This is a genomic window from Pseudomonas sp. NPDC090203, assembly GCF_044746765.1.
Taxonomy (GTDB): Bacteria; Pseudomonadota; Gammaproteobacteria; order Pseudomonadales; family Pseudomonadaceae; genus Aquipseudomonas; species Aquipseudomonas putida_AD.
This window is the reverse complement of record NZ_JBIVCV010000016.1, coordinates 1-26290: the sequence shown is the minus strand read 5'-3', so window position 1 is coordinate 26290 and position 26290 is coordinate 1. Positions and strand designations below refer to the sequence as shown.

Genomic DNA, 26290 nt, shown 5'->3' with positions numbered 1-26290 from the left:
CTGTGAGTGCGCTCCACCGGCATCGTCATCTGCGGTCTCCAAAAGGAAACCAGTGGGCCGAAAGCATCGATACTGCACGACTTGAGCTGCGCCCGCTCAGCCTTTTTGAGACAACAGAATCAGTTTAGCTTGACTTGGCAGTAGTAAATACGTCGACCCCTTACCCATCGTCAGATTTAAAGATCACCACGTAGATCTGCATTCTACCCCGTGGCGCCGCCCTCTTCCGCCAGTGAAAATCTGGTGAGAGCCCGAAGCCAGTCGCCTTCTGGCGAACTGAGATTTCAGGCTTCTGTCCTTGGTCTGTTCCTAAGTAGCGCGGTCAGCAGCTCTCGTGTTATCAAAATCATGTCGTTCAAACCTACAGGGATGGGAGGTGAACATATGGGTGAAGCCAGAAGACGCGGCACGAAGGCACAGCGAATAGTCGCTCTGCTGGGTGAAAGTGGCGTTGTTCGGTTGACCGCCGAGCAGTACAACGCTTTTATCGCCTGGACCCGATCCCCAGCCGCTACTGGTATGGGTGTGGAGCTCGAGTTTTTTCCGACCGGGCCGAAGACCTCATTGGCGTCTTGATACAGTACCCGTCAGATTCCGACCACGGCTTCGTGTTGCTGGGTCGCTACCTCAAGGGTCGATTCCGAGCGATCAAATTGAGTTTGGCTTCAAAAAGACAGATGCCTGGCACGCCCTGTTTGCCATGTTCAAAAAGATCATTTCGAGCGGAAAGACCATCTTCCCTCAAGGCGATGAAAAGACCGACAAATCGGGTGTAGACCTGTTCGAGACGAGTTTGCCACAAGAAAAGCTTCACCGTGGTTTCCAGATGTTAAGCCAGCCTCAGTGGGTGCCGGCTCGCATTATCATGACGGAATGACGCGGCACTTCGTCGACGTTGATGGCAATTTTGTCGATCAGTTCCAGACCACCGCGTTCGACTCTCGGACCTGGGAGCTGTATCGCTACGCCGCACTTTTGGAGGGCCAGCAAACAGCCAGAGGGGGTCTTAGAACTTTGGTCGACTCATCGAGGCTCACAGAGTGTCAATGAATAGCCCCTGGCAAGCTCGTATGAACACGCTCCTTTGGCGCGAGGGCAGAACTCAAGTGGTTGGCCCTGAAAGCGCTTCCCAGGCGATCCCTTCAACATTTGACCGATCGCATTCACACGAGGCGGCGGATCCCTTTGAAATAACGCGAACTCGCGAGGGCATTGCGGCCTCCAATTCTTAACTACTGGAGATCATCGATATGAATAATGACGCTAAAAAACAAACAGTACCGCCGTCATCCCCCTCGCAGTCTGTGGACACTTCCGGCAAGCCCGTCGACGTGGTCAAAAGGGACCTTGAGGACGGTGACGACGATACTCGCGCGATTGATGAGGTCATAACCCCTACGTCTACCCGCACCAAAGAACAGGACGCCGAGACGCTTCAAAAGACCGTTGACGAGATCGAACGAAAAGTTGCCGACAGCAACTGAGAGGGACTGAGCCATCGAGCGTCAGGCTACCTTGGACGACGCTCGTATGGCCCATTTAGAGTGGGATGTGATGAAAGAAAACAACAGACGGGACCATACTGGCGACTGAAACGCTCTTCATTTGGCTTTCAAGCATGGATACCGTTCCAGCAATCACACCATCCTGAAATTCGCTACTGGAGTTAAAAATAGGTCGCGGATAAGTAAACGAGCAGTGACTACTGCCCGGCCCCCCTGACCGCAGGCCGGGCAGCATAAATCAGGCTGGTACTTCGCCGGCTAACCGCTTCAATAGCGCTTGGGCCACTGCCTGTGATGACGCGGGGTTCTGTCCGGTGATGAGGTGGCCGTCCTCGACCACGTAACTTGCCCAATCAGCAGCCTTGGAATAGTGCCCCCCTTTTGCCTTCAGCATGTCTTCGACGAGGAAAGGCACGATCTGCGTGAGCCCGACGGCCTCTTCTTCCGAATTCGTAAAGCCGGTGACGTTCTTGCCCTGCACCACAGGGTGACCGTCGGGCGCATTGACGTTCTTCAATACACCTGGCGCGTGGCACACGGCGGCGATGGGTTTGTTGGCTGCATAAAACGCTTCGATCAGCGTGATGGAGTCGGTGTCTTCGGCCAAATCCCACAGCGGGCCATGGCCACCAGGGTAAAACACTGCATCGAAATCATAGGGGTCAACTTCGCCCAAGGGCACGGTATTGGCTAACAACCCCTGAGCCTCGCGATCGGCACGGAAACGTCGAGTGTGCTCGGTCTGGGCGTCCGGCTCATCACTTTTAGGGTCCAGCGGCGGCTGTCCACCCTTGGGAGAAGCCAGGGTAATTTCAGCGCCGGCATCCGCAAATGTGTAATACGGGGCTGCAAATTCCTCCAGCCAGAAGCCCGTCTTCTTGCCGGTATCACCCAGCTGGTCGTGAGAAGTGAGGATCATGAGGATTTTCATACGCGCCTGTCTCCTTGCGATATGGGCAGTACTGAATCGCACCGCATAATGGTCAGAGACGTTCACCACGCAGACGTTCACGTCGAATGACGGCGGCTCGTCCGGCCGGTCTCCGGCGGGCAAAGTGATCGATGACTGACTATCGCTCGATTCGAGACAGACACGCTGCAAGCTCATCCTTGCGAAACGGCTTGGCCAGTCGCGGAAGGTCAGGATCGAGCCCCTCGCGTTCGGCGTACCCTGAAACAAGCAGGATCGCCGTTCCGGGCCTGGCGGCACGGACCTGCCCAGCCAGCACGGTTCCGCTGATGCCCGGCATCAAGTGGTCGGTGACCAGCAGATCGAATGGCTCCCCTGCAGCCAGCAGTTGCATGGCCTCCTCGCCCGACGCTGCTTCAATGACCCGATACCCGAGTTCGGCCAGCATGTACGAGGTGCTCGAGCGCACCAGTTCTTCATCATCGACCAACAACGCGATCCCCCGAGCCGGCCGCGTCTGCGAAGGCTCGAGGATATGCAAGGGGGCTACAGGCTCGGTCATGCTGCGCGCCAGCCACAGCTCCACGTTCGTCCCAAGCCCTGGCGAGCTGCGAATCGTCAGGGCACCGTTCAACTGTGAAGCCAGCCCATGCACCATCGAAAGGCCCAGGCCGGTCCCTTTGCCCACGCCCTTGGTGGAAAAGAACGGCTCGACCGCGCGCGCAAGTGTCGCTGGGTCCATGCCGACCCCGGTGTCCGCCACGGACAGACACAGGTACTCGCCTGTCGCCAGCCTGGAACGGTGCCCCGGCCCGACCCATTCGGTGCTGGCAGAGATGCGCATCGTACCGCCCTCCACCATCGCGTCGCGTGCGTTGACGGAGAGGTTCAGGAGTGCCATTTCGAGCTGGTTCAGATCCGCGATGGCTGCCGGAAGGTTGGGCGGGGCATCCACCACGACTTTGATTTGCGGGCCGGTCGTGCTGGCGACCAGCTCGCCCATATCGTTGACCAGTTTCGCCACATCCACCGCGACCGGCTGCAGCGGCTGACGGCGGGCGAAAGCCAACAACCGCTGCACCAGCGTCGTGGCACGTTCTGCCGACTGCATGGCGCCTGAGATGAGCCGTTGCTCGCGCTCGCCGCCCACGCCCCGCCGCTGAAGCATGTCGAGCGTACCGACAATCGGGGTAAGCAGGTTGTTGAAGTCGTGGGCGACGCCGCCGGTAAGCTGCCCCATCGCTTCCATCTTCTGGCTCTGACGCAAGGCCTTTTGAGCTTCTTCCCGCTCGGCAATGGCCTCGGCAATCCGCCCTTCGAGGCTGGCATTGAGCTCGCGCAGCTCCTCTTCGGCAGCCTTGCGGGCGGTGATTTCAATTGCAGTGCCGGTCACGCGCAGACAGCGACCGGCCGCATCGAACACGCCCCGGCCTTTTGCCGCCACCCAGCGAACGATGCCGTCTTCGCGACCGATCGTGCGATAGTCGACCTCGTAGAGCGCACGACGCTCGGGATCGACCGCCGCGGTAAAGGCCTCGATGGTCGCTTCATGGTCATCGGGGTGCAAGCCGTCATAGAAGTCCTGCAGCGTGACGGGCACGTCTGCCGATATACCGAACATGGCCTTGGTTTGCGATGGCCAGACCAGCGTGTCCTGCACGAAATCCACGTCCCAGAACCCCACGTCGGCGTGGTCGACGGCAAGACGCAATCTGGCCTCGCTGACCCGGATCGCGGTATCCGTTCGCGCGCGATGGACGACTAGCGCAACGGTTTGCGCGACGAAGTCCATGATTTCCGTATCGGCAGGCGACGGCTCACGCCTCTCGGGGTGGTGCATGACGAAAGCACCCAGCAGTGCGCCCTGCGCCGAGCGGATTGGGACTGACCAACAGACATGCAGCCCTTGTTCCTCCGCCTGCGTGTGCAGCTCGGGCCAGAGCGGGCCACTCGATACCTCGGGCAGATTCGTGCGCGCGTCGAACAATACGGCAGCAGCGTAGGCATGGGTGTGGGTTTGCAGGCTGATGTCCCTGACGCCTCTGTTATAGGCGCCGGGCAGGCTTGGTCCCGCCCAGTGCTCCAGATGTCGGCCCTCCTCGTCCAGCAGCATGATGCTCCCCAGAAACCGGGCAGATGACAGCGCTTCCACTTCGCGGACAATGGCGTCCAGCGTCACGGTGAGCGCCGCCTGTTCGACAGCCAACTCCAGAATGCGGGTCTGTGCAGCGCCGATGGCGATCGCGCGATTTCGCGCCTGAGTCAGCCGCGCATTCTCGATGGCGATGGTTGCAAGACGCGCCAGGCTCTCCAGCCGCTTAATCGTGTCGCCGCCGTGGTCGCCAACCTCTGACCAGTAAGCGCCAAGCGCCGCAACAGGGACAGGTCTGCCGATGGGCACCATGACCAGGCTGCGCACGAACGTCGGCGCGTAAGCATCTTGCGGAATGCGTGGATCAAAGCGCACGTCACGAATCGCAACGGTCTCACGGTGATGCATCACCCAACCCGAAATGCAGTGGTCCGCCTGAAAGGTCTGGCCTTGCCAAAGCGGGGAAACCGCGTCTTCGGCGACATAGGAGCAACGGCCTTCATCTTCTATGACAACGGCGATGCCCTCGGCTCCGACGGCAGCACGGGCAGTGTCGCGCAGCACGTCAACGACCTCGTCCACTGACCGTGCCATGACCAGTCGCTCACTTGCATTGAGCACATGGGACAGGCGGTCTTCGTTGTTTTGATCTACTGAAACAGTCGACAAGCAGAGCTCCCAACGAATGCCACAGAGAAATTTCCGTGGGTAAATTCAAAATGTGGTTGATGTAAGGGGTGCTACTGGGTGAACCTCTTTTCGAGGCGCGGTGAGCCTGAGTTTCTCAAAAATACGACGACTTGCCATGACTGCCTATCGGAACATCTCCCCAAATAGTTGCAAGACGCTTGGGCGTCCAGCCTCAGGCTCATTACCGATCACCGTTTATATGAGGGGCAATTCAGGTCAGCCCCGTACACTTGCTTGCAGGGCTCCCTCTCAATGAAGGAGGGAAAGGCCTGAACAATCACACGTTTGGGGAGTGCGAACTCAGCCTCCTACTTATGCTTAAGCGTGGCTTGTCCGAGAGGCTGCGATGGTTCAAACGATCCATCACTTCACCGTTGCCAATGATCCCAGGGTAGCGGTCAGATTGACCTGATGTCGTTGCGAAATGTCCGGATAATCAATTTTGAATCTGTTGTCAGCTTAAGGCTCGTCAAATAATCGGTACTCCACCGACATTCGGTAATTTCGCTTAAAGGCATCGGTGCAAAATAATCCTTGTCGAAGTCTGCAATGAATATGAAATGCTCGACGGTGAGGGTCTCAAATCTCGCAATCAGCACCATTTCATTGGGCTTTAAACCTGTCTCTTCCTCCAATTCTCTGAAAGCTGCTTTCATCAAAGATTCAGAGCGCATGGGGCGCCCTCCTGGGAGATTCCATCTCGATCCGGCCCGGCGAACGAAGAGTAACTGGCGCCCTCGACGACAGATGACGGTAGCTCGCTGCTTCATTGAACCTCCTGAACGATCTCGCTCTGATTAGAGCCACTCCGACCGTAAGGAAAGAGCCCACAGCTGCAACAGATGCTGCTTACATGAACGAGCATAGCCATAATGGCGACTCACCGAGAGTCTCCCTGCCATTTCATCGAGTCAGGGACGAGGAGTGCCACTCCCATGCCAGACCCCGATATCGTTGACAACACATTCTCCACGCACCTTGGGATCAAGACTTGTGAACAAACTTGGCCACACGAATGCACCAACCGCAGAACTGATTCGGAGCATGCGTGAGGTCGCGGTTACCTTGAAAAGCTCCTCTACTTCGCTTTTATCAGTTGCGGTTCGCTTGGCTGAAGCAGGGCAGGATGCTGAGGCAATGGTGCTCATAGACCTAGCGAAAGGGATTCAGGAAGCAGAGGACAAAGTGCGCCGGCACGCCAAGGAAGCTGGGACGGGAATGATCGTGAAGCTGAGCATGCATTAAGACAAGTCTCTCTGCGCCTCAACTGCGTCCACGGTAATGATATCGGTCGCCACCTCTTGGCAACCTTGAGATTCGACAGCAGTGGTGACCTTCCGATCGGTTGGGTGCCAGATCTCAGACGAGCAGTCCTGCGAGCCATCCGATAGCCCACCATAGATTTGAGGGAATCGCAGGCAGAAAAAAGCCCGCAGGAGTGGCGGGCTTAAAGGGATTCAAAAGGAGTAGATGTCACCGTAGTCGACCAGAAGTGAACAAAACGTGAAATCCATTTTTTAAACCATTCTCATTAGCGAAATTGCCGACGAATGGTTTCCTTGGGTTCCGCAGCGCAGTCCGATCACTTATGCATGGAGCGATGGGGGCTGGCGTATCACTGCGAAGCAATCGAACGAGAGGTAACCGTGGACGGCGCCCGTGTGTTCAAGGCCTCTCGGATAGCCTCTGGTGAAAGATCTGCTGAGACATTCAATGCCGAGTCCGACGGCGCCCACGAAGCAAACTGATCATGAGAAAACGCTTCGACAGAAGGCTCAAACCTGGAATAGAGGTACCTGACCTCATTGGTTACAAACTGGGTCGAATACGCCGCACCCACTCCGAATATGATCAGTCCAAATGTGGCGGCAACCTTCTGTAGCTTCGGATGCATCGTGTCCTCTCCGCGTGGCAGCACCATGATCCTAGTCCCGCGAGGATAAAACGCAAAGGCCATCACGGAACTGAATGGCTCTAGAATCTTCGAACAAGCTTCAGGTCTCCGGCCTCATATCGGCGACTGCCCCTACCACCACAACCTGCATTGTGTAACTTGAGGAGGAGATCAAATGAACAATGAACCGTCTGAATTTCAAGGCTCATGCCACTGCGGGACAGTGCGCTTCCAAGTAAGAATCTCCGAGGGCCTGAAGACTGCTCGCCGCTGTGATTGCTCCTATTGCCGCATGCGAGGAGCGGTCGTTGTAACGGCATCACTAGGAGACTTCGATCTCATATCTGGCGAGGAAGCTTTAAGTCTCTACCAATTCAACACCCACATCGCGAAGCACTTTTTTTGCTCCAGATGCGGTATCTACACCCACCACCAGCGACGATCCGATCCCCACCAGCTCGGGATCAATGCCTCATGCCTGGACGGTGTCAGCCCGTTCGATTTTGAGGAGATTCCCGTTAACAATGGAGTGAATCACCCATCCGACCGAGTAAGTCGTGGCGGCAGCGAGATTGTAGGTGTCTTGAGTTTTGTGCCGTCCAATCGGTGACCGCCAACTTCACCTAGCTTCCTCGAGCCCAGCCATGCCCCCGCATGAGTTCATCTGTTTGAGCGTATACAGAACCGGCTGACAGACTTAGCCTGAGACTGATCATTGGCGCAAAGGATGCGACAGCATGGACAGCAATCAACGCATGATTCATTGGTCAGCGGCCTGGGCTTTGGTCGGAGGAGTCGTCGTATGCACCGGGTGCATGCGTGGCCAGCCAATAACTCAAAGTGGTGAGTCATTTACCCATGAGGACGACTGTAAGGCCAAGGACGAGGTGGCAGCAATGCCTTGGGCAGAGCTGCACGAGATACTCGATAAGGAACGTGGCTGAGCGCTCAACGACAGGTCACCCCCTCCGCGAAACCATCTCTCCTGCACCCTGTATCGCCAGTTGCGCTTTCATTTCGGCAATGAAGTTGGCGATCCCACGGCATGAGTCGAACTGAGACCGGGAAATACCACCTGCTACCAGGTTCTGGCCTGTCGATTGATCGAGCAACTCGACTGAAAGATCGCCGCGCGAGTCAATGATGCATTTGCATTGAAGGGGCAAGAAGCCACGCTCAATGATATGGCGCAGCTCAAGCTCAGATAGAGCCATGAAGAACACTCCTTGTTATTGTTTTGGGGCGTGCGGCGAGCCTACGCGGCTCATTGGTTGACGCACGCGCCTCACCTTGTTTTAGCAGAGAGTCAGAGACAAACCGGCGAATTAGGGTATCCAAATGTGACCAGCAAAACGTTCACGCCTGCGGTCGTTTCTAGAAGAGGGCAGCCGCGATAATTCTGCGCCAAGCCTCATCACCTGGCTCGTTGTCTGCCTGGTCAAATCGTCGGGGATTCGCGAAAGCTCGACTACAGACCATTGAGATCAACGGGCACCCAAAGCTCTCTGTGATGTGGCGGGCTGGAAGTTGTCGTTGGCATTGCCCTGCAGGATTTCACCCTTGGATACGTGCCCGCACTGAACGTTTTGACGAAGCTCCTTGCGGCGTGACTCTCGCATCTCTTCGAGTTCAGCCGGGGTTCTGGCTAAGAAGCGCAACGCGAAGTCGTAGGGATTGGTGCCCTGCTCCTCGACCGCATTTAGGTAGGCAGCTTGTGCGTGCCTCGCGCGAAGCTCTTCGACATATAACCCGCCAGGGTGCCGGCTCAAGTTCGCCAGCTCTCTTTGAAGCTTCTCGTTGCGACTGATGAAAATCTCGAGCGCTTTGGCGACACTATGATTCGTGAACGGCATTTGTTTCTCCCTGATTTGCACTGGATCTCAATCGGCAGCGCCTGAACTTACATGCAACTCGTCTCCTAGGCGCCTAGCGGTACCTGCACATGAGCGAGGTCAGAAGCATGCAATACCGAGTGTTTGAACAATAAAAAACCCGCCGAGGCGGGTTCTTTTCTATCAACACCATCCCAACATCTTGTCAGAGGCCGCCTTGGCCGATGGCAGATCATCCTTGACCTCTGAAGCACTCCTGCACTCCAGTTGATGGATCCAATTTATGCCTGAGGCCATTCGCCGTAAACGGCCAATGTGCTGAAGAGTGTGTAAGACATTCGCTAATACTTCGCCCATCTCCGCCTAGAACCGACGTATCGCCCAACCAGGGATGAGCCTCTAGAGCTAGCGGTGCGCGCCTAGAACAGATATGCCGGATATTGGTATGGCCTAATGCCTCTCTTTCTCTTCCAAGGGAAAAAGCGCAGGTTAAGTGATTATGCAGTAGCCATGAGAAGTCCAAAATGACTGGTCAACAGAGTCGGCACTTGGCAGAACCATCACCAGATTTACGAAAGGCTGAACCCGCGCAGAGCAATATCCAATGGCGGCAGGCGCTTCTAAAGCTTCAGCTGAGCCGGGATTCTCATTTGGCTGCTGACTGCTACCGACGCTGCTCTGCCCTGCTGTCACATCTGGTGGAGAGTAAGCTGGTGACCTCTGTGGAAGAGGCAGCAATGCGGGTTGAGATCAAAAGCGCTTGGGTGGCGGCGGTAGAACGGGTTGATCAGCCGGATTCTGTCTCGATTCGGCAGGAAGACCCGGACTCATGTGGGGTAAATGTCGCGACGCATCGCAGTGATAACTGATAAATCCAAGAAGACCGTTGTGTTCCAACAAGATCACTCACGGGACGCATGAAGCAAATGAATTGTTCTGTCGTCCGGCTCTGCGCCAAAGAACTGATCGAGCGCTCGCTGAAACACGGCGGGTTCCGAAGCAACCTCGTTGAACAATGTCAGGCACGAGTGCAGCTTGAGATCATCTGGCGTGCCAAAAATCTGGAATGCGCTCAAATTGCCATGCTCTAACAGCGTATGGACGCAGTCATTAAGTCGCGGCCCGAGCACGGGATGGGCGAGATAGGCACGTGCCTCTTCCATACCGGTAATGCCAAAACGCATCGCGATTTCGCTTCTGCCCAACCCCTTCAACTGGGGGAAAACGAACCACATCCAATGGCTCGTCTTTCGGCCTGACCGCAGTTCATCCATGACCCGGCTGATAACTGGACGCTGCGCTTCAACAAATCGCGAGAGATTAAAAGAGTCGTTCATGCTGCGATTCCTAGGCGTGGTATCAGGCAACGCGTATACCTTCGCCGTTCCCATCGGCAGCAAGCGGGGCTCAAAAGCACCCGGCTTAGATAGTCCATGCCTACTACGCCGATTGGTTGTTCTACTGGTCAGTGTCTATTCCGCCATCGGGATCAGGCTCAACATTCTCGTCGTCCGCCTCAACAGACTCACCATTCCTGTTAGAGGATTTAGAAGAAGGCTTTTGGGGATCATTGATGAATGGGACGCGGCTAGGGCCTTGCTCTTCAAAGCCTTCAGTTTTTGGCTGCATGGTGAGTCCTCCTAGTGTTGAGGTTTAGAAGTCTCGCGAATGCGTACGTTCAACCTGATCGCGACAGGCAGACTTGCAGTCAACCACAGTAAGAGTCTGGGCTATTACACGAAAGTGCACTGCGGCGAACCGTCAAATCAGGAACCTCTATGGCAGAACAAATACCGGTGGCCCCATTCAAGTCCGTTGGGTGCGCCGAATGTCGAAACCTTGATAGTCTGGGTTTTAGCTTCACCATGGCCTTCCAGCCAATCTTCAACGTCAGGACAGGCTTGCCATATGCCTACGAAGCCCTTGTTCGTGGTCTCAATGGTGAGTCCGCTGCCAGCATTCTGGGACTGGTGAATGACCAGAACCGATACCGCTTTGACCAGGCATGCCGCGTGCGGGCCATTGAGCTTGCAGCGGACTTGGGCTTACCCGCCATCCCAGAGTGCAAGCTCAGCATCAACTTCCTTCCCAATGCCGTGTACAGGGCCGAAACCTGCATTCGTGCGACCTTGGAAGCTGCACGAATGTTTGACTTCCCAGTTGAGCGTCTGATGTTTGAGGTAACCGAAGGTGAACGAGTCGATGACCCTGATCATCTGAAATCTATTTTTCAGGAGTACGAGCGCCAAGGTTTCACTACCGCAATCGACGACTTTGGGTCAGGGTATTCAGGCCTGAATTTCCTGGCGATGTTTCAGCCGAATGTTCTCAAGATCGACATGGCGCTGACACGGGGTATTGACCGGGATGGAGTACGACGCGCCATTGTTGAGGGCATCGTGCTGGTATCTGAGCGGCTGGGAATCACGGTCGTGGCGGAAGGCATCGAGACGCTCGAGGAACGTGACACTGTGCTCGCGCTGGGGATCGATCTCATGCAGGGCTACCTCTTTGCCAAACCTGTTGTAGGCGAACTGCAGACCATGCCTCAATCACTGATCGCTTCACCCCCCGAGACGTGATCTGGGCACCGAAGACCAGGAGTCCAACACTATCAATTGGTAAGCCGACGGGTGATGACCTGTGCCTCACTCGTCGGCTTCGCCGATCACTCAGTTGGCGATTCGGTATTGATGAAGGGAGGCACGTCGGCCAGCGCCAACTTTCGACACTGCGTGCTCCGAGGCAAGCGTCTTGCCGCTAATGGCTCCAACTTTTGCGGCAGCCCGGTTTCCAGCGCTCGCTCAATCGCCATCACAACCCGCACGTCCCGCCATCCTTCTTCGCCATCAGGCTCAGGTGCTTGGTCATTGAGAATGCAGCTGGAAAAATACGCGGTCTCGCCAGCGAACTGATCAACAACCGGGTGCACATGCTCACTGGTCTCGCCGTTGATCGTCGCCCGGTAACTGATCGCCACGCCTTTGCCGTACCCGAAGCATGGCGATGCCTCGATCTCGCCCTTGGTGCCGAGGAGTTGAAAGCGCTCAGTGTCCGGCAGCGTGTAGCTCACGGTGAAGTGAGCCAGCCGCTCTTGCGGGAAACGCAGCGAGACGGTCACTGTGTCCCATGAGTCAAGCGGGGAGCCTGACGTCCTTGAGCCTAATGCCATGACCTCAATGGGCTCAGCGTTGAAAAGCTTCCTCACCATGTTCAAGGGATAAGGCCCCATGTCCGCCACGGGGCCAGCGGCGAAACCATTTTTGTTGCGGTGGTTGCTGGCTTTAACAACTTGCGCGAAAGTCGAAGTGAACACCCGAGGGTCACCAAACTCACCCTTTTGCACACGTTCAATCATCTCAAGCGTCCCGGGCTCACAATGCAGCCGGTAAGCGACCATGAGTTTCGCGCCCGTCCGTTCTGCAGCTTCGGCCATGTCCTGGCACTCGGCTTCGGTGGTTGCCATGGGCTTTTCCAAAAGAACATGGATACCGGCGTTAAGCGCGGGGATCACATACTGGGTATGCAGGAAATTCGGTGTCGCTACGTAGACAGCGTCGATTTCACCGGAAGCCAGAAGCTCGGGATACTCAGCATACGAATAAGACTTCAGGTCATAGATCGATGCCAGATCTTGTGCCTTGACCGGATCCCCTGTGACAAGGGCTGTCATCACTGAGTTATCAGTCTGGCCAACACCAGGCATGAAAGCGCCCTGAGAAATTGAACCACCTGCCACAACGGCATACCGAATCTTTCCATCTGAGCTGGGCATCTCATTCTCCTGTCGAGTCTCAACTGATCACACAGGGAATGGGCAAGTCTGGCCCGGCAAGGTTCCATCTTTGTCAGTGGAGAGCCAGGAGGTTGCTTCGAAAAGCGCGGGCTGCTGGTAGCGGTGATCCGGTGATCTTTTACTCGGAACGATACCGGGCTGGGTCGATCAACTTTATTAAGTGAGTCAACACCAGGACTTGCTGGCAACGTTCAGATAACCCTGCATCCGATCAGGTGGAGCACACATTATGCAAACCATGGATGACCTCAAAAACTCCAAAGCTGTGGCCAGCTTCATCTCGCGCCCAAGGCTAATGTTGGGAATGGTGATTTTCTGCGCCGGCGTGACCCTGTTGACGGTCGAGGCCGCGTCAACCTTGTACCGCTAACTACTGCCGTGTCCTTCCCCTCAGTTCCAGTGCGGGGTTACCGACGCTCACGACCGAACATCTTCAGAATTTACCCACCGAAGGAATAACCTATGCCGTGCAAACGACCAATGGCAGCTGTAGCCCTCACCCTACTTTGCGCAGTTTCAAGCGTTTCTTACGCGGCTGAGGATCCCGGCGTCACGCTGGATCGCCCTGGAACGGGGGACAGGGAATACAAGGTTGGAGATCCCGTACCTGATGAGTACCAACGTGAAAGTATGGAAGTCAAAGACTGGAAAAGTCGGCACTTGAAGGCGCCTGGTGAGCACGAGCAGTGGGTACAAATTAAAGGCAAATATGCCTTGATCAGTGTGCCTACAGGCACCATCAAGGAAATGGTCAACAAATGAGACGAGACGGAGCGCAAGCACGCGTCTCTAACGCGTAGATCTGCATTAACGGAGCTAATTGGCTGAACTGGCAATGCTGGGCACAGATGTTTGCCATCAAAAAAACCCGTGCAAAACACGGGCAAAAACGCCTGGCTCGGGCTACGACCGGCCAAGCAATCCTCGTTTGAAGCGGTGTACAAACAAAGCGGTGTGCAAGCCACGCACACTGGCGGTGGCCTGAGATTCAAAACTGCGGGCACATCGACTCAGCTCATTGGATATGAGTGCTTGTACACCGGTTTTTTTGATTGATGAACTTCCAGATTCAATGGCCATGATTTTGTCCTGATCGAAGCAGTCATTAAGCTGGCAGCAACCGCTACAGTTGCCGCCTTCTCAGGTATTACAAAGCTGGATCGATGTCTTTCTCAGACCCTTGACCTAAGCCAGAACCTAGATCTGCACCTGTTACAGGATCAGAGGTCAGATCGGACTTAGTACGCTCCTTGAGCATTGTCAGGGTCACTGAATCATCCTCACTGAGCTCAACCGTCGCCGTCCCATCGCCACCATCGACTGCTGGATGGGGATTCTCAACATACTCAAATTCCGCATCGCTGTTCCACGGCCCGCGCACGTTCGGCTCGCCATTGGACATGCTGAAGTAGGTGCGGCTGAATTCCGGCATGCCGGGGAGCTTGCCTTGCGGAAAGTTCGGCTGGATCGAATGCAGCGCTTTCTCGAAAGAGAGCTGGTGGGCGATCTCGCGAGTCATGAGAAAACCCAGCGCGTCCTTGATTCCCGGATCGGTGGTGACGTTCATCAAGCGCTCGTAGACGATCTTGGCACGGGCCTCTGCAGCGATGTTGGAACGGAAATCCGCCGTCGGTTCACCGATGGTGTCGATGTACGCTGCAGTCCAAGGAACGCCTGCCGAGTTCACCAAAGGCGCGCCTCCCCCGTATAGGAGGCTGGTGATATGTGAATCATTGCCAGCACCATTGATATCGCGGTAAAGCTCGCCCTCTGCCTGAACGCCTTCGGCCAGCTTACCCTTGGCGCCCTTGTTGAGCATGACGATGATCGACCCGATGATTTCCAGGTGGCTCAACTCTTCGGTGGCGATGTCCAAGAGCAGATCCTTGCGACCTGGGTCTTCCTCGGCGAGCGCCTGGGTGAAATAGCGAGTGGCAGCCGCCAGCTCACCTTGAGCTCCACCAAACTGCTCCAGAAGAAGATTCGCCAAACCCGGATTAGGCTCAGCGACGCGCACGGTATATTGCAAACGTTTGTTATGTAAGAACATGTTGTTACTCCCATCCCTAGCTATTTTTAGGCGAATTCGGGCCGAAGCCCGATATCGCTCACGGTTTACTACTCAGGAATCAACTTCAAACTTAAAGCTGCTTAGCCGCTACTAAACTCAGTGTGCTCGACTTATACATAGTTCCAGCTTTGTATAGGTTCCGTCTCAAAGTTAGTTCGCGACACTAAAATGGCGATGACGCAGTCCATCACTTTTTAGCGAGCGTCGCTGCTTGGTTACCACCCTCCTCAGCAATGGCCGAAAGCTTCTCATCGGCGGCCTTTTCTTCTGCCAGCGTTTCGGCCAAGAGATTGGCAGCGTCAGTCATTCCAAGGTGTTTGGCCATCGCGATCAGCGTGCCGTAGCTCGCTATCTCGTAGTGCTCAACCTTCTGGCAGGCCCCGATTAGTGCGGCGTCCAGCACCTCGCCTTTCTCGATCTCCTCTAGCAATTCCTTACTATCCTCTACGAGGCCTTCCATCGCGACGCACTTCATGCGTTTGAGCTTTAGCCCGGCTTGCTCGACGAGTTGGTCAATGCGTTCGATCTGACCTTGAGTCTCCTCAAGATGCGAGGTGAAGGCTTCTGCGAGCTTTGGGTTAGTGGAGGCGCGCGCCAAGCGTGGGAGTGCCTTAGTAATCTGCTTTTCCGCGCTATAGACGTCGGAAAGTTCATGAATAAACAGATCATCCACAGTGGTTCTAGCCATGAGCAAGTCCTCTTACTGAATCCCGTTTGAAAAAGCAGGCGCGGTAAATCATGCGCCCTGTTATGACTCGACCTGACGCGAACGCCGGATGTTCTGGAAACTAAAGGTGTTACCGACCGGTGGTTAAAAGTGCCTTATAAACCCACCGTTGACGAAATAGGGTGAACGTTCGTGATGGTCATTGCTCACAAGCGCATGGGCGCTCATGCCCATCATGGAACGGTGAGGAAAATAATAATGGCGAACGTACTAAATACTTGCGCACTGACCCTGCTGATCGGATTGGGCACGCAAAGCGCTTTCGCGGCGCAGGACAACGATCATTTTGTAGAAGACGCCTCCGCTAAAGGCGTGGCTGAGGTGGAGGCTGGCAAGCTTGCACAAGAGAAAGGAAGCGCTGCGGATGTCAAAAGCTTCGCGGACATGATGGTCAAAGACCATACAGCCGCGAACTCCAAGCTCAAGTCCATTGCTGACAAGAAAAACCTTGAAGTTTCGGACAGTGCCGAGCTGGTCGACAAAGCTAAGGCGATGATCCTGGAGCTGCGCAGCGCCAAGTCTTTCGACCAGGCCTATGCCAATAATCAGGTCAAGGCCCACGAAGCGACGATTGCTCTCTTCGAAGAGGAAGCATCCAATGGCAAGGATGCAGATCTCAAAGCCTTCGCCACCGAGACCCTACCGAAGTTGAAAGCCCATCTGGAGCATGCCAAGACATTGGCAAAAGCTCATGGTGGTGATGCCGCGAACTGAGACCAGATGCGCCGCCATTTAATGCGCGGCGCTTTTACTCAATGTAGAAAAGGATTTCGCCCATGGTCATTTCCTACGATGGTATCGCGTCGCTTTGCGTGTCCGCAGGCGATGATCAAATCCCCCTCCGCCGTCTTCACACCATAGCGTTTATCAAGCTCAGAGCCGAGTATCCCAAAGGGTTGGGGGTAGTGGACTTCGTAGGCCATTTGAACCGACCGACTGTGTTTAGGCAGGTACAGATTTGCACGTCTGCAGGCCCATCAGTGACGGGAGAGATTACTGATTACCTGGAGCATGGTACCGGTGGGTGGATCAGGTTTGAGGTTGATGACCAATAAGGTGTCCTCTCCCCTTTCAATCCTACTCATCCCCTCATGCGATCTTGGCAGAAAGCTGCTCATCGCCTTGTGAGAGGCCACCGAACTCAGTTCGCAGCTCCGCAATCAGCTCCGAGATCGCACGACTTGTGCCCAGTGTGGCCACATCAATCCCACCCACGACGAAATTGGCGCCTGTGGTTCGGTCAATAATCTCAATGGTGAGTTCGTTGGCTGAAGGCGAGGTACACCGACACTGAAGAGGCAAGAAACCCGATTCGATGATGTGACGTAATTCGAGCAGTGAAATAGCCATGGTGATTTCCTTGTTATGTGAGCGGTGGACTGCAACGCGAAGGTCTTGATTCAATCTTTCGGCGGTAGAGAGGGCGTGAAAATTGATCGTTGATCAGCAGGGGGCATATGAGCACAATACAGGTGAGCCCTGAAAAGGCAGTCGCGACGCATTTGAAGGCTCTACGACGTACGATTCGAGCCTTGGCTAAATTGCGCATGTCTCAGATTCATGAGCTTTCGGGACATCAGACGGTCGATTCAAGACAGAGCTTGCTCCTTAGCTTCGAGCGTCTGGAGGCTTGCCTGTCGGAAATGGAGGAAACGCTCGCGACAATCACAGAAGCGACGAAAGGTGGCTGATCAACTTCTCGCTTGAAGAAGCGGTCACCCGTCCATGCCGGACAAATTACGTTGAATTAATCGCTGTAACCCTCTCTCTCACCTACATACCAAGAGACCTATGTAGGCCCCCATGACTTCCTTTAGAAGTGTCGCTGACCGCCTGACTGCCACCCCTGCAGGTTCGTCCGAACCTGTTGACGTTTATCACAAGCTCTTGCATGAGCCTCATCGCGCAGACACGGCCCAACTCCGTCTTTTTCTGGAGAAGCAGCTGCAATCAGCGAATGCTTTTCCTGATGCGTTGCCCGGCGACCTCAATGGGCTCCCGCAATGGATTGAGGCGAGTGCAAACAAGGTGGCAGCTTCGTACCGCGAGTACCTGGAAGGTCGGCGCGCAGGCCACGGTCGAACATTCTTCAGCAACAAAGCTCACGCCTTGTACTTCCTGCAGCATGTGGCCCCCACCAAGCTGGTAGACGGTGCCTGGCTGTACAGCTCGGTTTCGCACGCTGATGACTGGCGCTATCGCGACCTGATTCGCACCTATCTGGAGGAGCTTGGGGATGGGGAGCCGGCACTGAATCATGTTGTGCTCTACCGCAAACTATTGGCAGATCATGACTGTGCACCAACTGAAACGCTTGATGATGAGTACTACCTCCAAGGCGCCATTCAGTTAGCGCTGGGGCATCTGGGCGATGAGTTTCTGCCTGAGTTGTTAGGCTACAACCTGGGCTATGAGCAGCTGCCGTTGCATCTGTTGATCACGGCATTCGAACTCAACGAACTGGGGATCGACCCCTATTACTTCACCCTCCACGTCACCATCGATAACGCCAGCACTGGCCACGCGCACAAAGCGGTCAAGACCGTGCTCGATCTGCTCCCGAATGACGAATCTCGACCAGACTTCATCGCGCGACTGCGCAACGGGTACCTGTTAAATGAATTGGGCAAAGGCACCCAAGCCGTCATTGGCTCCTTCAATCTGGAACAGGAAGTGGTGGCAATGTTGGAGCGCAAACGTTCCTTCGGCCAATACATGCACTCCGATTACTGCCGTCTAGAGGGCCTGACGGTCAATGAGTGGCTGGCCAAGCCAGGGCAATGCAGGGCATTCCTGGCGGCGCTTGAAAACAAGGGCTGGATCAAACGCCATCAAAACCCGTCGCAGAGTCGTTTCTGGCAATTGATTGATGGGCCCGGTGCTGTGATGTTCGGCGTGTTCAGCGGGTATGAAATGCAGCTGTTGCAAGACTGGATCACCGGGGACTGGAAAGAAACGGGCGCCGCCAAGCCAGCCAATCCATTCCGATCACGATTTCGCAATCGCCCTCGAGCCGAGGCCGCTGAGACTACCCCTGCGGCGCAGGCCACCCACTCAACATCTCGTCTGATCGATCTGCTTTCGCCTGCCCACCACTGCACTCCCGAGGGTTTGCACGCCACCCGAGCCTACGCTCGCCAACTCGCCGAAGGAACGTTAGCGCTATGAGTCAGTCCCCTGCATTCAGAACCTCAAACGCTGCCGCCGTATTGGAAGACCAGACACACGACGTAGCCTTGCTACAACTGGGCCGGCGTCTTCAGGCAGATGGGTATCAATTCACGACCGTCACGCCGCTGACCCATCAACGCAATAACCAACGTGAAGACAATCGGCAAGCCCGGGATTTGCGCGGCATTTTCGGCTGGAATCGTCCGTTTGAATCACAGCTACTACCTGATGCCGAGCTCAAGGCATTGCTTGACAGCGGTGTTATCAGGGCTCATGCCGGGTTGTGGATCAGCGACGTCAGATGGTCGAGTCTGAGAGACACGCTTTTTGTCCACTCAGGCTTTCCAACCGTGGCCCATGACTCGGTATTTTTCGGCCCCGATACCTATCGGTTCGCCCAAGCCATCGAAGAACACTTGCGCACCTCGACTCATCCCATTCGCACGGCAGTCGATATCGGTTGCGGCAGCGGTGCAGGCGCCATCCTCATCGCCGAGGCTAGGCACGACGCCCAGGTACTGGCATTGGACATCAATCCCACGGCCCTGAGGTTCACAGCAGTGAATGCGGCACTGGCTGAGACAGAGAACGTCTCTGCATGGCACAGCGATCTGCTCGACAGTGCATCGGGAGATTTCGATCTCATCGTCGCCAATCCGCCGTACATGCAGGACTCCCAGAAACGAGCCTACCGGCATGGCGGAGAGCGGCTGGGATCTGCTCTTTCCGTCCGCATCGTCGAACAGGCCATACATCGTCTGACGCCAGGCGGCAGTCTCGTGCTTTACACCGGCGCACCCTGGATTGATGGTGTGGATCTGTTCCTTGAGCACGCCCGACCTATTGTGGATCTGCCAGGCTTCACGTGGTCGTATCGCGAGGTTGACCCTGACGTCTTCGGTGAAGAGCTTGAGACTGAAAACTACACCCAGGCCGAACGCATTGCGGCGGTGGTTCTGACGGTGACCAGGCTCTCATGAGCCAAATCATCACCCAGCGATCAGAGGCTGACGTCCAGGATGCTTCTGACGCGATCATGTTCGGATCGCTGAAAGATCGGCTGGACTTCTATCGGAAGGAAATTCAGTACGAAACGACCATGCTCTCCAGTCGGACAAACGCCTATCTGGGGGCGCAGTCGTTTCTGGTGATTGCCTACTGCTCCTCCATGGCGAACATCAATCCGCAATGGGGCGACATTTTCTCGCTGGTGGTCTCAATTCTTTTGTCAGTTCTGGGGCTGATCACCTCTCTGCATGCCTGGTCGGGCATAAAAGCTGCGTACGAGATCATCGACCACTGGTATCTGAAGCAAAGCAATCTGTTGCAAAGCCAGCCCAAAATGAGCGATGCGTACGACGATTCCCCCCTGTTCGCTAAACGGGAATCCAATCAGCGTGGGTATCGGGATGCACTGAAGTTTTCGATGCGCTCACCCTGGATCTTTTTCACTCTGTGGATTCTGCTTGGCGGGTTCTCAGCGCTGATTCACTTCATCGCGATCAAAGTCTGATAAAAAAGCCGCCTTTGAAAGACGGCCCTTAACCACTATTAACGCCTTCACCATCAGCGTTGCGGTGGATGCTCCTGAGACACGGAGTCGTTGGCTTCTACGTCTGACATGTCCTCGTCCACCAAGATGTCGCCATCGAGGATTGGCGCCGGTTCGTTGTCCTTAGAGTCGCCCTCGTCGCTGCCAGGAGGCGGATTGGGCATCACGTCAGGACGACCTGGTTCCAATGGCTCGATGGCGTCATTGGCATCTCTGTCATCACCGGGTATTGCGGAACTGTTCATAAGCACCTCGCTCGACCACGAAAGAGTCGCGATCTACAGATTTCGAAATCGCTTTGTGCTTCCCGTTCGATGAAGTTCTCGAACGGTCATTGCCTCGTGATAAATCGCGAACTCCTCCCCCTGCAAACCCTCACATGAGTAGGCTCGGACTGCTGGAAGGTACGCAACGGTGCAAGACCTGAAGATCGCCACGTACAACGTGAATGGCATCGGCGCCCGACTGCCCAATTTGCTGCAATGGCTTGACCGCGAGCAGCCTGACATTGTCTGCCTACAAGAACTCAAGGCACCGGACAAAGCGTTCCCGGCACGAGACCTTAAGGCCGCAGGCTACGGCTCGCTGCACCTCGGCCAGACCTCTTGGAACGGCGTTGCCATTCTGGCGAGGGATTCCGAGCCATTGCTGATCCACAAGGGCTTGCCAGGTGAGGAAGCCGATACCCAGGCGCGGTACATCGAGGCAGCGGCCCATGGCGTCATTGTCGCCTGCCTGTACCTGCCCAACGGCAACCCTCAGCCCGGCCCGAAATTCGACTACAAGCTTCGTTGGTTCGAACACCTGATCGAGCACGCGGAATCATTGCAGGCCAGTGAACATCCAGTCGTGCTGGCCGGGGATTTCAATGTGGTGCCGTCTGACGAAGACATCTACAACCCACGCTCATGGCTCAAAGACGCCCTGCTTCAGCCCGAGAGTCGCGAATGCTACAGCCGGCTGCTGGCTCAAGGCTGGATCGACTCGGTTAGGCACCTGTATCCGGACGAGCGCGTATACACGTTTTGGGATTACTTTCGTCAGCACTGGCAGAAAAACTCCGGCCTGCGCATCGATCACCTCCTGCTGAACCCAGTACTGGCGCCCCGTCTGCAAGATGCGGGTGTTGACGCCTGGGTGCGCGGCGAAGAGCACGCGAGCGATCACGCACCCACCTGGATTCGCATCGGGGATGCGCCACAGAAGCCGGAAAATAAAACCCGGAAGAAAAGCCAATCCGCTGCCTCGCTGCCAGCTCACGGCAAAACCCAATCGAGCCTTGAAGAGTACAACCGCAAACGTGACTTCAACGCCACGTCCGAGCCAGCCGGCGGCAGCGACCACAAACGTGGCTCAAAGAAAAAAGCTTCCGATCAAGCGCTTCAGTTCTGCATTCAGAAGCACGATGCATCCCGGCTTCATTATGATTTTCGGTTGGAGCTGGATGGTACGTTGAAGAGCTGGGCCGTACCCAAAGGCCCGTCCCTTGACCCCAAAGCCAAACGCTTAGCCGTGCATGTCGAAGATCACCCCATCGATTACGCGACGTTTGAAGGCAGCATCCCCGAGGGCCATTACGGGGCTGGCGATGTCATCGTGTGGGATCGGGGCGTCTGGAAGCCATTGTCAGACCCCGCCGAAGCCTACGCCAAGGGACGACTGAAGTTCGAGTTGCAGGGCGAGAAGCTTGGCGGCGTATGGAACCTGGTGAAGACCCATATTCCCGGCAAACAGGAGCAATGGTTCCTGATCAAGCATCAGGACGAGTTTGCCCGTGCTGAATCGGATTACGACATCGTTAAGGAACAGCCCGACAGCGTGTTGAGCGAACGGACAATCGTGGCCAAGAAAAGAGGTGGCAAAGCTGCCGAGCCGAAACCCGTCGAGAAGGTGCCAGCACGCAAGAAAAGGCCTGCGAAAGCCAAGCTTGAGGGCGCACAGGCGGCAGACCTCCCCGATACTCTTAAACCGGAGCTGGCGACGCTGGTGGAGTCAGCCCCCGACGGCGACTGGCGCTACGAGATCAAGTTCGACGGCTATCGGGTCATGGCCAGGGTGGATGACGGGAAAGTGCAACTGTTCACCCGCAACGGTCATGACTGGACGCACAAGCTCCCGCGCCAGGCCGAAGCCATCGCCAGTCTCGGGCTGGCCTCTGCGTGGCTGGACGGCGAGATGGTGGTCGCCAACGAGGACGGTGTCCCTGACTTCCAGGCTTTGCAGAACGCATTCGAATCCGAGCGCAGCGGCAATATCGTTTACTACCTGTTCGACATGCCCTTCCTCAACGGTATCGATTTACGCGAGGTGCCGGTCGAGCAAAGGCGCGCCGCCTTGGCCAAAGCGCTGGAAGCCAGCGAGGACGAGATACTCAGTTTTTCTGAGGACTTTGGGGAGGCCCCCGACGCTCTACTTAACAGTGCCTGTCAGATGAAGATGGAAGGCCTGATCGGCAAACGCGTCGGCAGCACTTATGTGTCGCGGCGCAGCGGCGACTGGATCAAATTGAAATGCAAACGCCGGCAGGAATTCGTGGTGGTCGGCTACACCGAGCCAAAGGGCGCTCGGAGCAAATTCGGCGCGCTGCTGCTGGGGCTTCACGATGCCGACAGCGGCGAACTGCGTTTTTCGGGCAAGGTCGGGACAGGCTTTAATGAAGCGACACTCAACACCATCTTCCATCAGCTCGTCCCGCTGGAGGTAAAGAAAGCGACCGTGGTCAATCCACCTACGGGCTTCGAGGCCAAGGGTGTGCACTGGCTCAAGCCTCAGTTGCTGGCCGAGGTGGCGTTCGCTGAAATCACCAAGGATGGCTCAGTCAGACACGCGGTGTTCCACGGCTTGCGCACGGACAAGCCGGCCAAGTCCATCACTGAAGAACGCCCTGCTCCGCCATCCGACGTCGAGAAAGCCCCAGCGGCGAAAACCTCTCGAAGCAAAACCGCCAAGGTCGCCCCAACTCAAAAATCAGAGTCTGCTGCCGGATCGACGTCAGGAAAGATCCGCTTAACCCACCCCGAGCGCATCATTGATCCCACGAGCGGATCGACCAAGCGTGACTTGGCGGACTACTACATCAGCGTCTCCGATTGGTTGCTACCGCAGTTAGCGCAACGCCCTGTTGCGCTAGTCAGGGCGCCCGAGGGCATCACCGGCGAGTTGTTCTTCCAGAAAAACGCTGATCGGCTGTCAATCCCGGGCATCGAGACGATGGGCAAGGAGTACACCGGCCATCCGGTCATGCTTATCAACAATCTTGAAGCCCTGATCGGGGCCGTGCAGATGAGCGCGATGGAGCTGCATACCTGGAACGCTGTTTCCAAAGATCTGGAGCGGCCCGACCGCTTCGTGCTCGACCTCGACCCCGACCCCTCGCTACCGTGGAAGAGCATGGTGGAAGCCACTCAACTGACCTTGGCGGTGCTCGATGAACTGGGACTCAAGTCTTTTCTCAAGACCAGTGGCGGCAAAGGCATTCACCTGGTCGTGCCGCTTACCCCCAAGGGCGACTGGGAGGCTGTGAAGGGCTTCAGCCACGCCATCGTCAAACACATCGCCAAGCTGCTGCCAGATCGTTTCTCAGCCGTCTCGGGGCCGAAAAACCGCGTGGGGCGCATCTTTATCGATTACCTACGAAATGGCCTGGGGGCCACGACGATCAGCGCCTACTCAGTCCGCACGCGGGAGGGGCTTCCGGTATCGGTACCCATCTTTCGCGAGGAGCTGCTTGAGATAAAAGGTGCCAACGTCTGGAACATTCATAACCTTCATGAACGCTTGGGGCAGCTTGACAGCGATCCGTGGGCAGACCTGCCGACCACCCGGCAAACGATCACCGCCGACATGCGTCGGCGGGTAGGCATCAAATAGCGAATAACACGAGGACAAAGACAATGGACAACTACCACATCACCAAAACCGATAAAGGCTGGGCACTCACGAAGCAAGGCGCTGACCGTGCATCTAAAACCGCTTCGACCAAAGCCGAGATCACCTCGCTCGCCAGCGAATTTCTAGAGGGTAAAACCGCCTCACTGAAAATTCATAAGGAGGACGGCACGATTCAAGAAGAACGCACCTACCCTAGATCAGCCGACCCGGCCAAGACGAAAGGATAGGCATGCTCCCTTACTATCGACGCTACCAACCACACATGGGTGCGGCACCTAGTCTCAGGTAACCAAGGCAGGGACGTTGTGCAGGGACGTTGTTGCTCTGCCTTGGCACCCGAGGCTCAATAATCAGGGTGAATGCTCGCCTTTCCGGGTCTTACTCATTGCGGCCACCGATCTTCAACAACCGCTGCATGAGCAGCGCGTTGCCAAGTGCTGCATCACGAGCTGTATTGTCGAAAATACACCAGGTCGGCACGTCCTCCGACATCGCCTCAATCCTTTTCACAAGATGTTCAAGCCATGGCGTGTCATAAGCGCTGTAGTAGATTCTAGGTGCCCCGTGTAGGCGCCAATAGCGAACTCCCGGCCAACCACTCGGCTGCGCACCATTACTCAACCTGACAGGATCAGCCGCCACTTGTGCTATGTGTTGATCAACGAGAAGCCCGTTAGCGTTTGCCCAAGACTCATGGCGCGGCTCGATCACCACATGCCCTGAAAAGCGAGCTCTCAGCGAGTCGAAGAAGCAGGCTGCGACCCGGGCATCGAATGAGAGTGAAGGTGGGAGCTGAATCAGCAGGCAGCCGAGCGCGCTACCCAGTGCAGTGACCTCCGACAAGAATTTATCAAGCAGATCTGAGCAATCCACGAGTCGGCTCTCGTGGCTGATCGACTTGGGCATTTTCACTGAGAAGCGGAAATCGCTGTCTACCGATGATGCCCACCTAGCGTAGGTTGCAGGTCTGTGTGGCCGATAGAAGGAACTGTTGATTTCAGCAGCGCCCAACCGTAGTGCGTAACGTTGCAGGTGCGTACCTTCGCCTTCAAACTCAGGCGCGAATTCTTGGGCCAGCTTCCAGCCAGCGCACCCTACATAAACTTCTGCGGTTTTCAATACAGTACCTGTTGTGCGTCGCGCATGAAGATCTCAACCGTCTTGGGGCCAATGCCTTCGAATTCTTTGAGCCTTGCCTCAAACTCAGATCGGTCTTTGCTGGCCTCAAGAATGTTCAGCACTTTCCCACCGTAGTCGCGCGTCAAACGCTCGCTCAGCTTCAGTAGTCGGTTGGCGGTAGATTCGTCGTAACGGGTGTAACGGCCCTCTCCCAGCATCCTCACCAACTGGCCGTGCGTACATGCCGCAAGCTTGTCAGGCGTGTCACGATGGTGTTTCTCGACGATGATCCTGTAGGCCTGAGCGGCAACGTCACTTCGAATTCTCTTCCCCATCAGAAAACTTGCAATGAGCCACTTGAACAGTGCCTCCTCAGCTTTCTCGGCAAGGTCGATGTTTAGGTCTGCGGCACCAATCACCATCGTTTGTTCCTCAATGACTCTGGGATGCACTAGAGCCCATGCGCCCCATTTGATCGCAGAGTTCGATGCGGCGGATGGTAGGGAGCTCGGGTTCCTTACCATCGGCATAGCCGAGGATTCCTGCGGGCAGTAACGACCATCGCCCCAACCGAGGTAAACCAGCACAGGGGTTCGATATGAACACCCCGATCTCTAGCCGTAGTGAATCAAGCGGCGGCATATGTCCACCAGGGCACCCGTACCTAATCCTCTGAGCCAGTTTCGGAGAGCAACATGGTCGTAGGTATGGCTGATGTGCCTTCTTAATCATCCCCCCAAGGGCGAAAGTTAGGATGACCCTTGAGAACCCTGAAACACTCGCCGGATGTTGGGCCGAGCCTTTCGCGTTATGTTCATTTGAAGCGACGAACAGTCTGAAACGAATGGTTTCACCAGCCAGCTGATTTTACTCGCGAGGTTGCGGCTATCCGAAGGCATGAACTTAACCGACGCTCCATAGCTCCGCTCTTTAGAGGCCACACTCAACAGCGGAGAAAACAATATGCGAGCTCTCACCTATCACGGTGCCCATGACGTCAAGGTCGACACCGTTCCCGACCCGATCATCGAGGCGCCGGA

Annotated in this window: 28 protein-coding genes; 14 read left to right on the top strand and 14 right to left on the bottom strand. The window is 55.9% G+C overall.

Annotation, left to right across the window (positions count from 1 at the left end):
* Positions 1–700 precede the first annotated feature (700 nt).
* Both ACIPO9_RS23665 and ACIPO9_RS23660 read left to right on the top strand, forming a co-directional pair.
* Positions 701–877 (top strand): hypothetical protein, encoded by a 177-nt coding sequence (locus ACIPO9_RS23665; RefSeq protein ID WP_400783875.1) that lies wholly within the window; start codon positions 701–703, stop codon positions 875–877.
* A 373-nt stretch (positions 878–1250) separates the two neighbouring features.
* A complete protein-coding gene (locus ACIPO9_RS23660) occupies positions 1251–1484 on the top strand; it encodes a hypothetical protein (protein ID WP_400783873.1) in 234 nt (77 codons plus the stop codon).
* Positions 1485–1743: 259 nt separating this feature from the next.
* On the opposite strand, the gene ACIPO9_RS23655 is transcribed toward ACIPO9_RS23660, so the two are convergent.
* The 3 genes from ACIPO9_RS23655 to ACIPO9_RS23645 all read right to left on the bottom strand — a co-directional run bounded on the left by ACIPO9_RS23655 (position 1744) and on the right by ACIPO9_RS23645 (position 5967).
* A complete protein-coding gene (locus ACIPO9_RS23655; protein ID WP_400783872.1) occupies positions 1744–2436 on the bottom strand; it encodes a type 1 glutamine amidotransferase domain-containing protein in 693 nt (230 codons plus the stop codon).
* 139 nt (positions 2437–2575) lie between these two features.
* Positions 2576–5101, bottom strand: a complete 2526-nt coding sequence (locus ACIPO9_RS23650) for a GAF domain-containing protein (RefSeq protein WP_400783940.1) — start codon at positions 5099–5101, stop codon at positions 2576–2578.
* Positions 5102–5595: 494 nt separating this feature from the next.
* Positions 5596–5967 (bottom strand): NUDIX hydrolase, encoded by a 372-nt coding sequence (locus ACIPO9_RS23645; protein WP_400783871.1) that lies wholly within the window; start codon positions 5965–5967, stop codon positions 5596–5598.
* Positions 5968–6190: 223 nt separating this feature from the next.
* On the opposite strand from ACIPO9_RS23645, the gene ACIPO9_RS23640 reads away from it, so the two are divergent.
* Both ACIPO9_RS23640 and ACIPO9_RS23635 read left to right on the top strand, forming a co-directional pair.
* Complete coding sequence (locus ACIPO9_RS23640) at positions 6191–6442, top strand: hypothetical protein (RefSeq protein ID WP_400783870.1); 252 nt, start codon at positions 6191–6193, stop codon at positions 6440–6442.
* Positions 6443–7266: 824 nt separating this feature from the next.
* Positions 7267–7701, top strand: a complete 435-nt coding sequence (locus ACIPO9_RS23635; protein WP_400783869.1) for a GFA family protein — start codon at positions 7267–7269, stop codon at positions 7699–7701.
* A 349-nt stretch (positions 7702–8050) separates the two neighbouring features.
* Here ACIPO9_RS23635 and ACIPO9_RS23630 read toward each other — a convergent pair whose 3' ends face one another.
* Positions 8051–8305 carry a DUF1652 domain-containing protein gene (locus tag ACIPO9_RS23630; protein WP_400783868.1) on the bottom strand — a complete coding sequence of 85 codons (255 nt, stop codon included), beginning with the start codon at positions 8303–8305 and terminating at the stop codon, positions 8051–8053.
* Positions 8306–8575: 270 nt separating this feature from the next.
* On the bottom strand, positions 8576–8944 hold the full coding sequence (locus tag ACIPO9_RS23625; RefSeq protein WP_400783866.1) for a DUF6388 family protein: 369 nt from the start codon (positions 8942–8944) through the stop codon (positions 8576–8578).
* A 503-nt stretch (positions 8945–9447) separates the two neighbouring features.
* Here ACIPO9_RS23625 and ACIPO9_RS23620 point away from each other — a divergent pair.
* Positions 9448–9792, top strand: a complete 345-nt coding sequence (locus tag ACIPO9_RS23620; protein ID WP_400783865.1) for a hypothetical protein — start codon at positions 9448–9450, stop codon at positions 9790–9792.
* Between the two features lie 33 nt (positions 9793–9825).
* Here the strand turns inward: ACIPO9_RS23620 and ACIPO9_RS23615 are convergent, their stop codons facing one another.
* Together ACIPO9_RS23615 and ACIPO9_RS23610 are read right to left on the bottom strand one after the other, a co-directional pair.
* Positions 9826–10260, bottom strand: coding sequence for a DUF1810 domain-containing protein (locus tag ACIPO9_RS23615; protein WP_400783863.1), 435 nt, complete (start codon positions 10258–10260; stop codon positions 9826–9828).
* A gap of 121 nt (positions 10261–10381) precedes the next feature.
* Positions 10382–10552, bottom strand: a complete 171-nt coding sequence (locus ACIPO9_RS23610) for a hypothetical protein (RefSeq protein WP_400783860.1) — start codon at positions 10550–10552, stop codon at positions 10382–10384.
* A gap of 149 nt (positions 10553–10701) precedes the next feature.
* On the opposite strand from ACIPO9_RS23610, the gene ACIPO9_RS23605 reads away from it, so the two are divergent.
* The gene (locus ACIPO9_RS23605; RefSeq protein WP_400783858.1) at positions 10702–11505 is read left to right on the top strand and encodes an EAL domain-containing protein; all 804 of its coding nucleotides are present in this window, start codon (positions 10702–10704) and stop codon (positions 11503–11505) included.
* A gap of 86 nt (positions 11506–11591) precedes the next feature.
* On the opposite strand, the gene ACIPO9_RS23600 is transcribed toward ACIPO9_RS23605, so the two are convergent.
* Positions 11592–12698 carry a Gfo/Idh/MocA family protein gene (locus ACIPO9_RS23600; RefSeq protein WP_400783855.1) on the bottom strand — a complete coding sequence of 369 codons (1107 nt, stop codon included), beginning with the start codon at positions 12696–12698 and terminating at the stop codon, positions 11592–11594.
* Positions 12699–12948: 250 nt separating this feature from the next.
* On the opposite strand from ACIPO9_RS23600, the gene ACIPO9_RS23595 reads away from it, so the two are divergent.
* Positions 12949–13089, top strand: a complete 141-nt coding sequence (locus ACIPO9_RS23595; RefSeq protein ID WP_341961861.1) for a hypothetical protein — start codon at positions 12949–12951, stop codon at positions 13087–13089.
* Positions 13090–13181: 92 nt separating this feature from the next.
* Positions 13182–13481, top strand: a complete 300-nt coding sequence (locus tag ACIPO9_RS23590; RefSeq protein ID WP_400783853.1) for an RcnB family protein — start codon at positions 13182–13184, stop codon at positions 13479–13481.
* Between the two features lie 385 nt (positions 13482–13866).
* Here ACIPO9_RS23590 and ACIPO9_RS23585 read toward each other — a convergent pair whose 3' ends face one another.
* Positions 13867–14769 carry a manganese catalase family protein gene (locus tag ACIPO9_RS23585; protein WP_400783851.1) on the bottom strand — a complete coding sequence of 301 codons (903 nt, stop codon included), beginning with the start codon at positions 14767–14769 and terminating at the stop codon, positions 13867–13869.
* 208 nt (positions 14770–14977) lie between these two features.
* Complete coding sequence (locus tag ACIPO9_RS23580) at positions 14978–15478, bottom strand: ferritin-like domain-containing protein (protein WP_400783849.1); 501 nt, start codon at positions 15476–15478, stop codon at positions 14978–14980.
* A 237-nt stretch (positions 15479–15715) separates the two neighbouring features.
* On the opposite strand from ACIPO9_RS23580, the gene ACIPO9_RS23575 reads away from it, so the two are divergent.
* The gene (locus ACIPO9_RS23575) at positions 15716–16231 is read left to right on the top strand and encodes a DUF4142 domain-containing protein (protein WP_400783847.1); all 516 of its coding nucleotides are present in this window, start codon (positions 15716–15718) and stop codon (positions 16229–16231) included.
* A 375-nt stretch (positions 16232–16606) separates the two neighbouring features.
* Here the strand turns inward: ACIPO9_RS23575 and ACIPO9_RS23570 are convergent, their stop codons facing one another.
* Positions 16607–16867 carry a DUF1652 domain-containing protein gene (locus ACIPO9_RS23570; protein ID WP_400783844.1) on the bottom strand — a complete coding sequence of 87 codons (261 nt, stop codon included), beginning with the start codon at positions 16865–16867 and terminating at the stop codon, positions 16607–16609.
* Positions 16868–17320: 453 nt separating this feature from the next.
* Here ACIPO9_RS23570 and ACIPO9_RS23565 point away from each other — a divergent pair, with 453 nt between their 5' ends.
* The 3 genes from ACIPO9_RS23565 to ACIPO9_RS23555 are packed head-to-tail and all read left to right on the top strand — an operon-like array spanning position 17321 to position 20201.
* On the top strand, positions 17321–18685 hold the full coding sequence (locus tag ACIPO9_RS23565; RefSeq protein WP_400783842.1) for an iron-containing redox enzyme family protein: 1365 nt from the start codon (positions 17321–17323) through the stop codon (positions 18683–18685).
* Positions 18682–19668, top strand: coding sequence for a methyltransferase (locus ACIPO9_RS23560; RefSeq protein WP_400783840.1), 987 nt, complete (start codon positions 18682–18684; stop codon positions 19666–19668). Before ACIPO9_RS23565 ends, ACIPO9_RS23560 begins: the two co-directional genes overlap by 4 nt.
* Complete coding sequence (locus ACIPO9_RS23555; RefSeq protein WP_400783837.1) at positions 19665–20201, top strand: hypothetical protein; 537 nt, start codon at positions 19665–19667, stop codon at positions 20199–20201. The genes ACIPO9_RS23560 and ACIPO9_RS23555 overlap by 4 nt, the downstream gene beginning before the upstream one ends.
* Positions 20202–20254: 53 nt before the next feature.
* Here ACIPO9_RS23555 and ACIPO9_RS23550 read toward each other — a convergent pair whose 3' ends face one another.
* Positions 20255–20485: a hypothetical protein gene (locus ACIPO9_RS23550; RefSeq protein WP_400783835.1), complete on the bottom strand. Its 231-nt coding sequence runs from the start codon at positions 20483–20485 to the stop codon at positions 20255–20257.
* 169 nt (positions 20486–20654) lie between these two features.
* On the opposite strand from ACIPO9_RS23550, the gene ligD reads away from it, so the two are divergent.
* Positions 20655–24110, top strand: a complete 3456-nt coding sequence (gene ligD / locus ACIPO9_RS23545; RefSeq protein ID WP_400783833.1) for a DNA ligase D — start codon at positions 20655–20657, stop codon at positions 24108–24110.
* Positions 24111–24133: 23 nt separating this feature from the next.
* The gene (locus tag ACIPO9_RS23540) at positions 24134–24358 is read left to right on the top strand and encodes a DUF2188 domain-containing protein (protein WP_400783831.1); all 225 of its coding nucleotides are present in this window, start codon (positions 24134–24136) and stop codon (positions 24356–24358) included.
* 151 nt (positions 24359–24509) lie between these two features.
* Here ACIPO9_RS23540 and ACIPO9_RS23535 read toward each other — a convergent pair whose 3' ends face one another.
* Both ACIPO9_RS23535 and ACIPO9_RS23530 read right to left on the bottom strand, forming a co-directional pair.
* Complete coding sequence (locus tag ACIPO9_RS23535) at positions 24510–25250, bottom strand: DUF72 domain-containing protein (protein WP_400783829.1); 741 nt, start codon at positions 25248–25250, stop codon at positions 24510–24512.
* Entirely contained in the window at positions 25247–25672 is a 426-nt protein-coding gene (locus ACIPO9_RS23530) for a DNA methylase (RefSeq protein ID WP_400783827.1), read from the bottom strand. The genes ACIPO9_RS23535 and ACIPO9_RS23530 overlap by 4 nt, the downstream gene beginning before the upstream one ends.
* Positions 25673–26290: the final 618 nt, after the last annotated feature.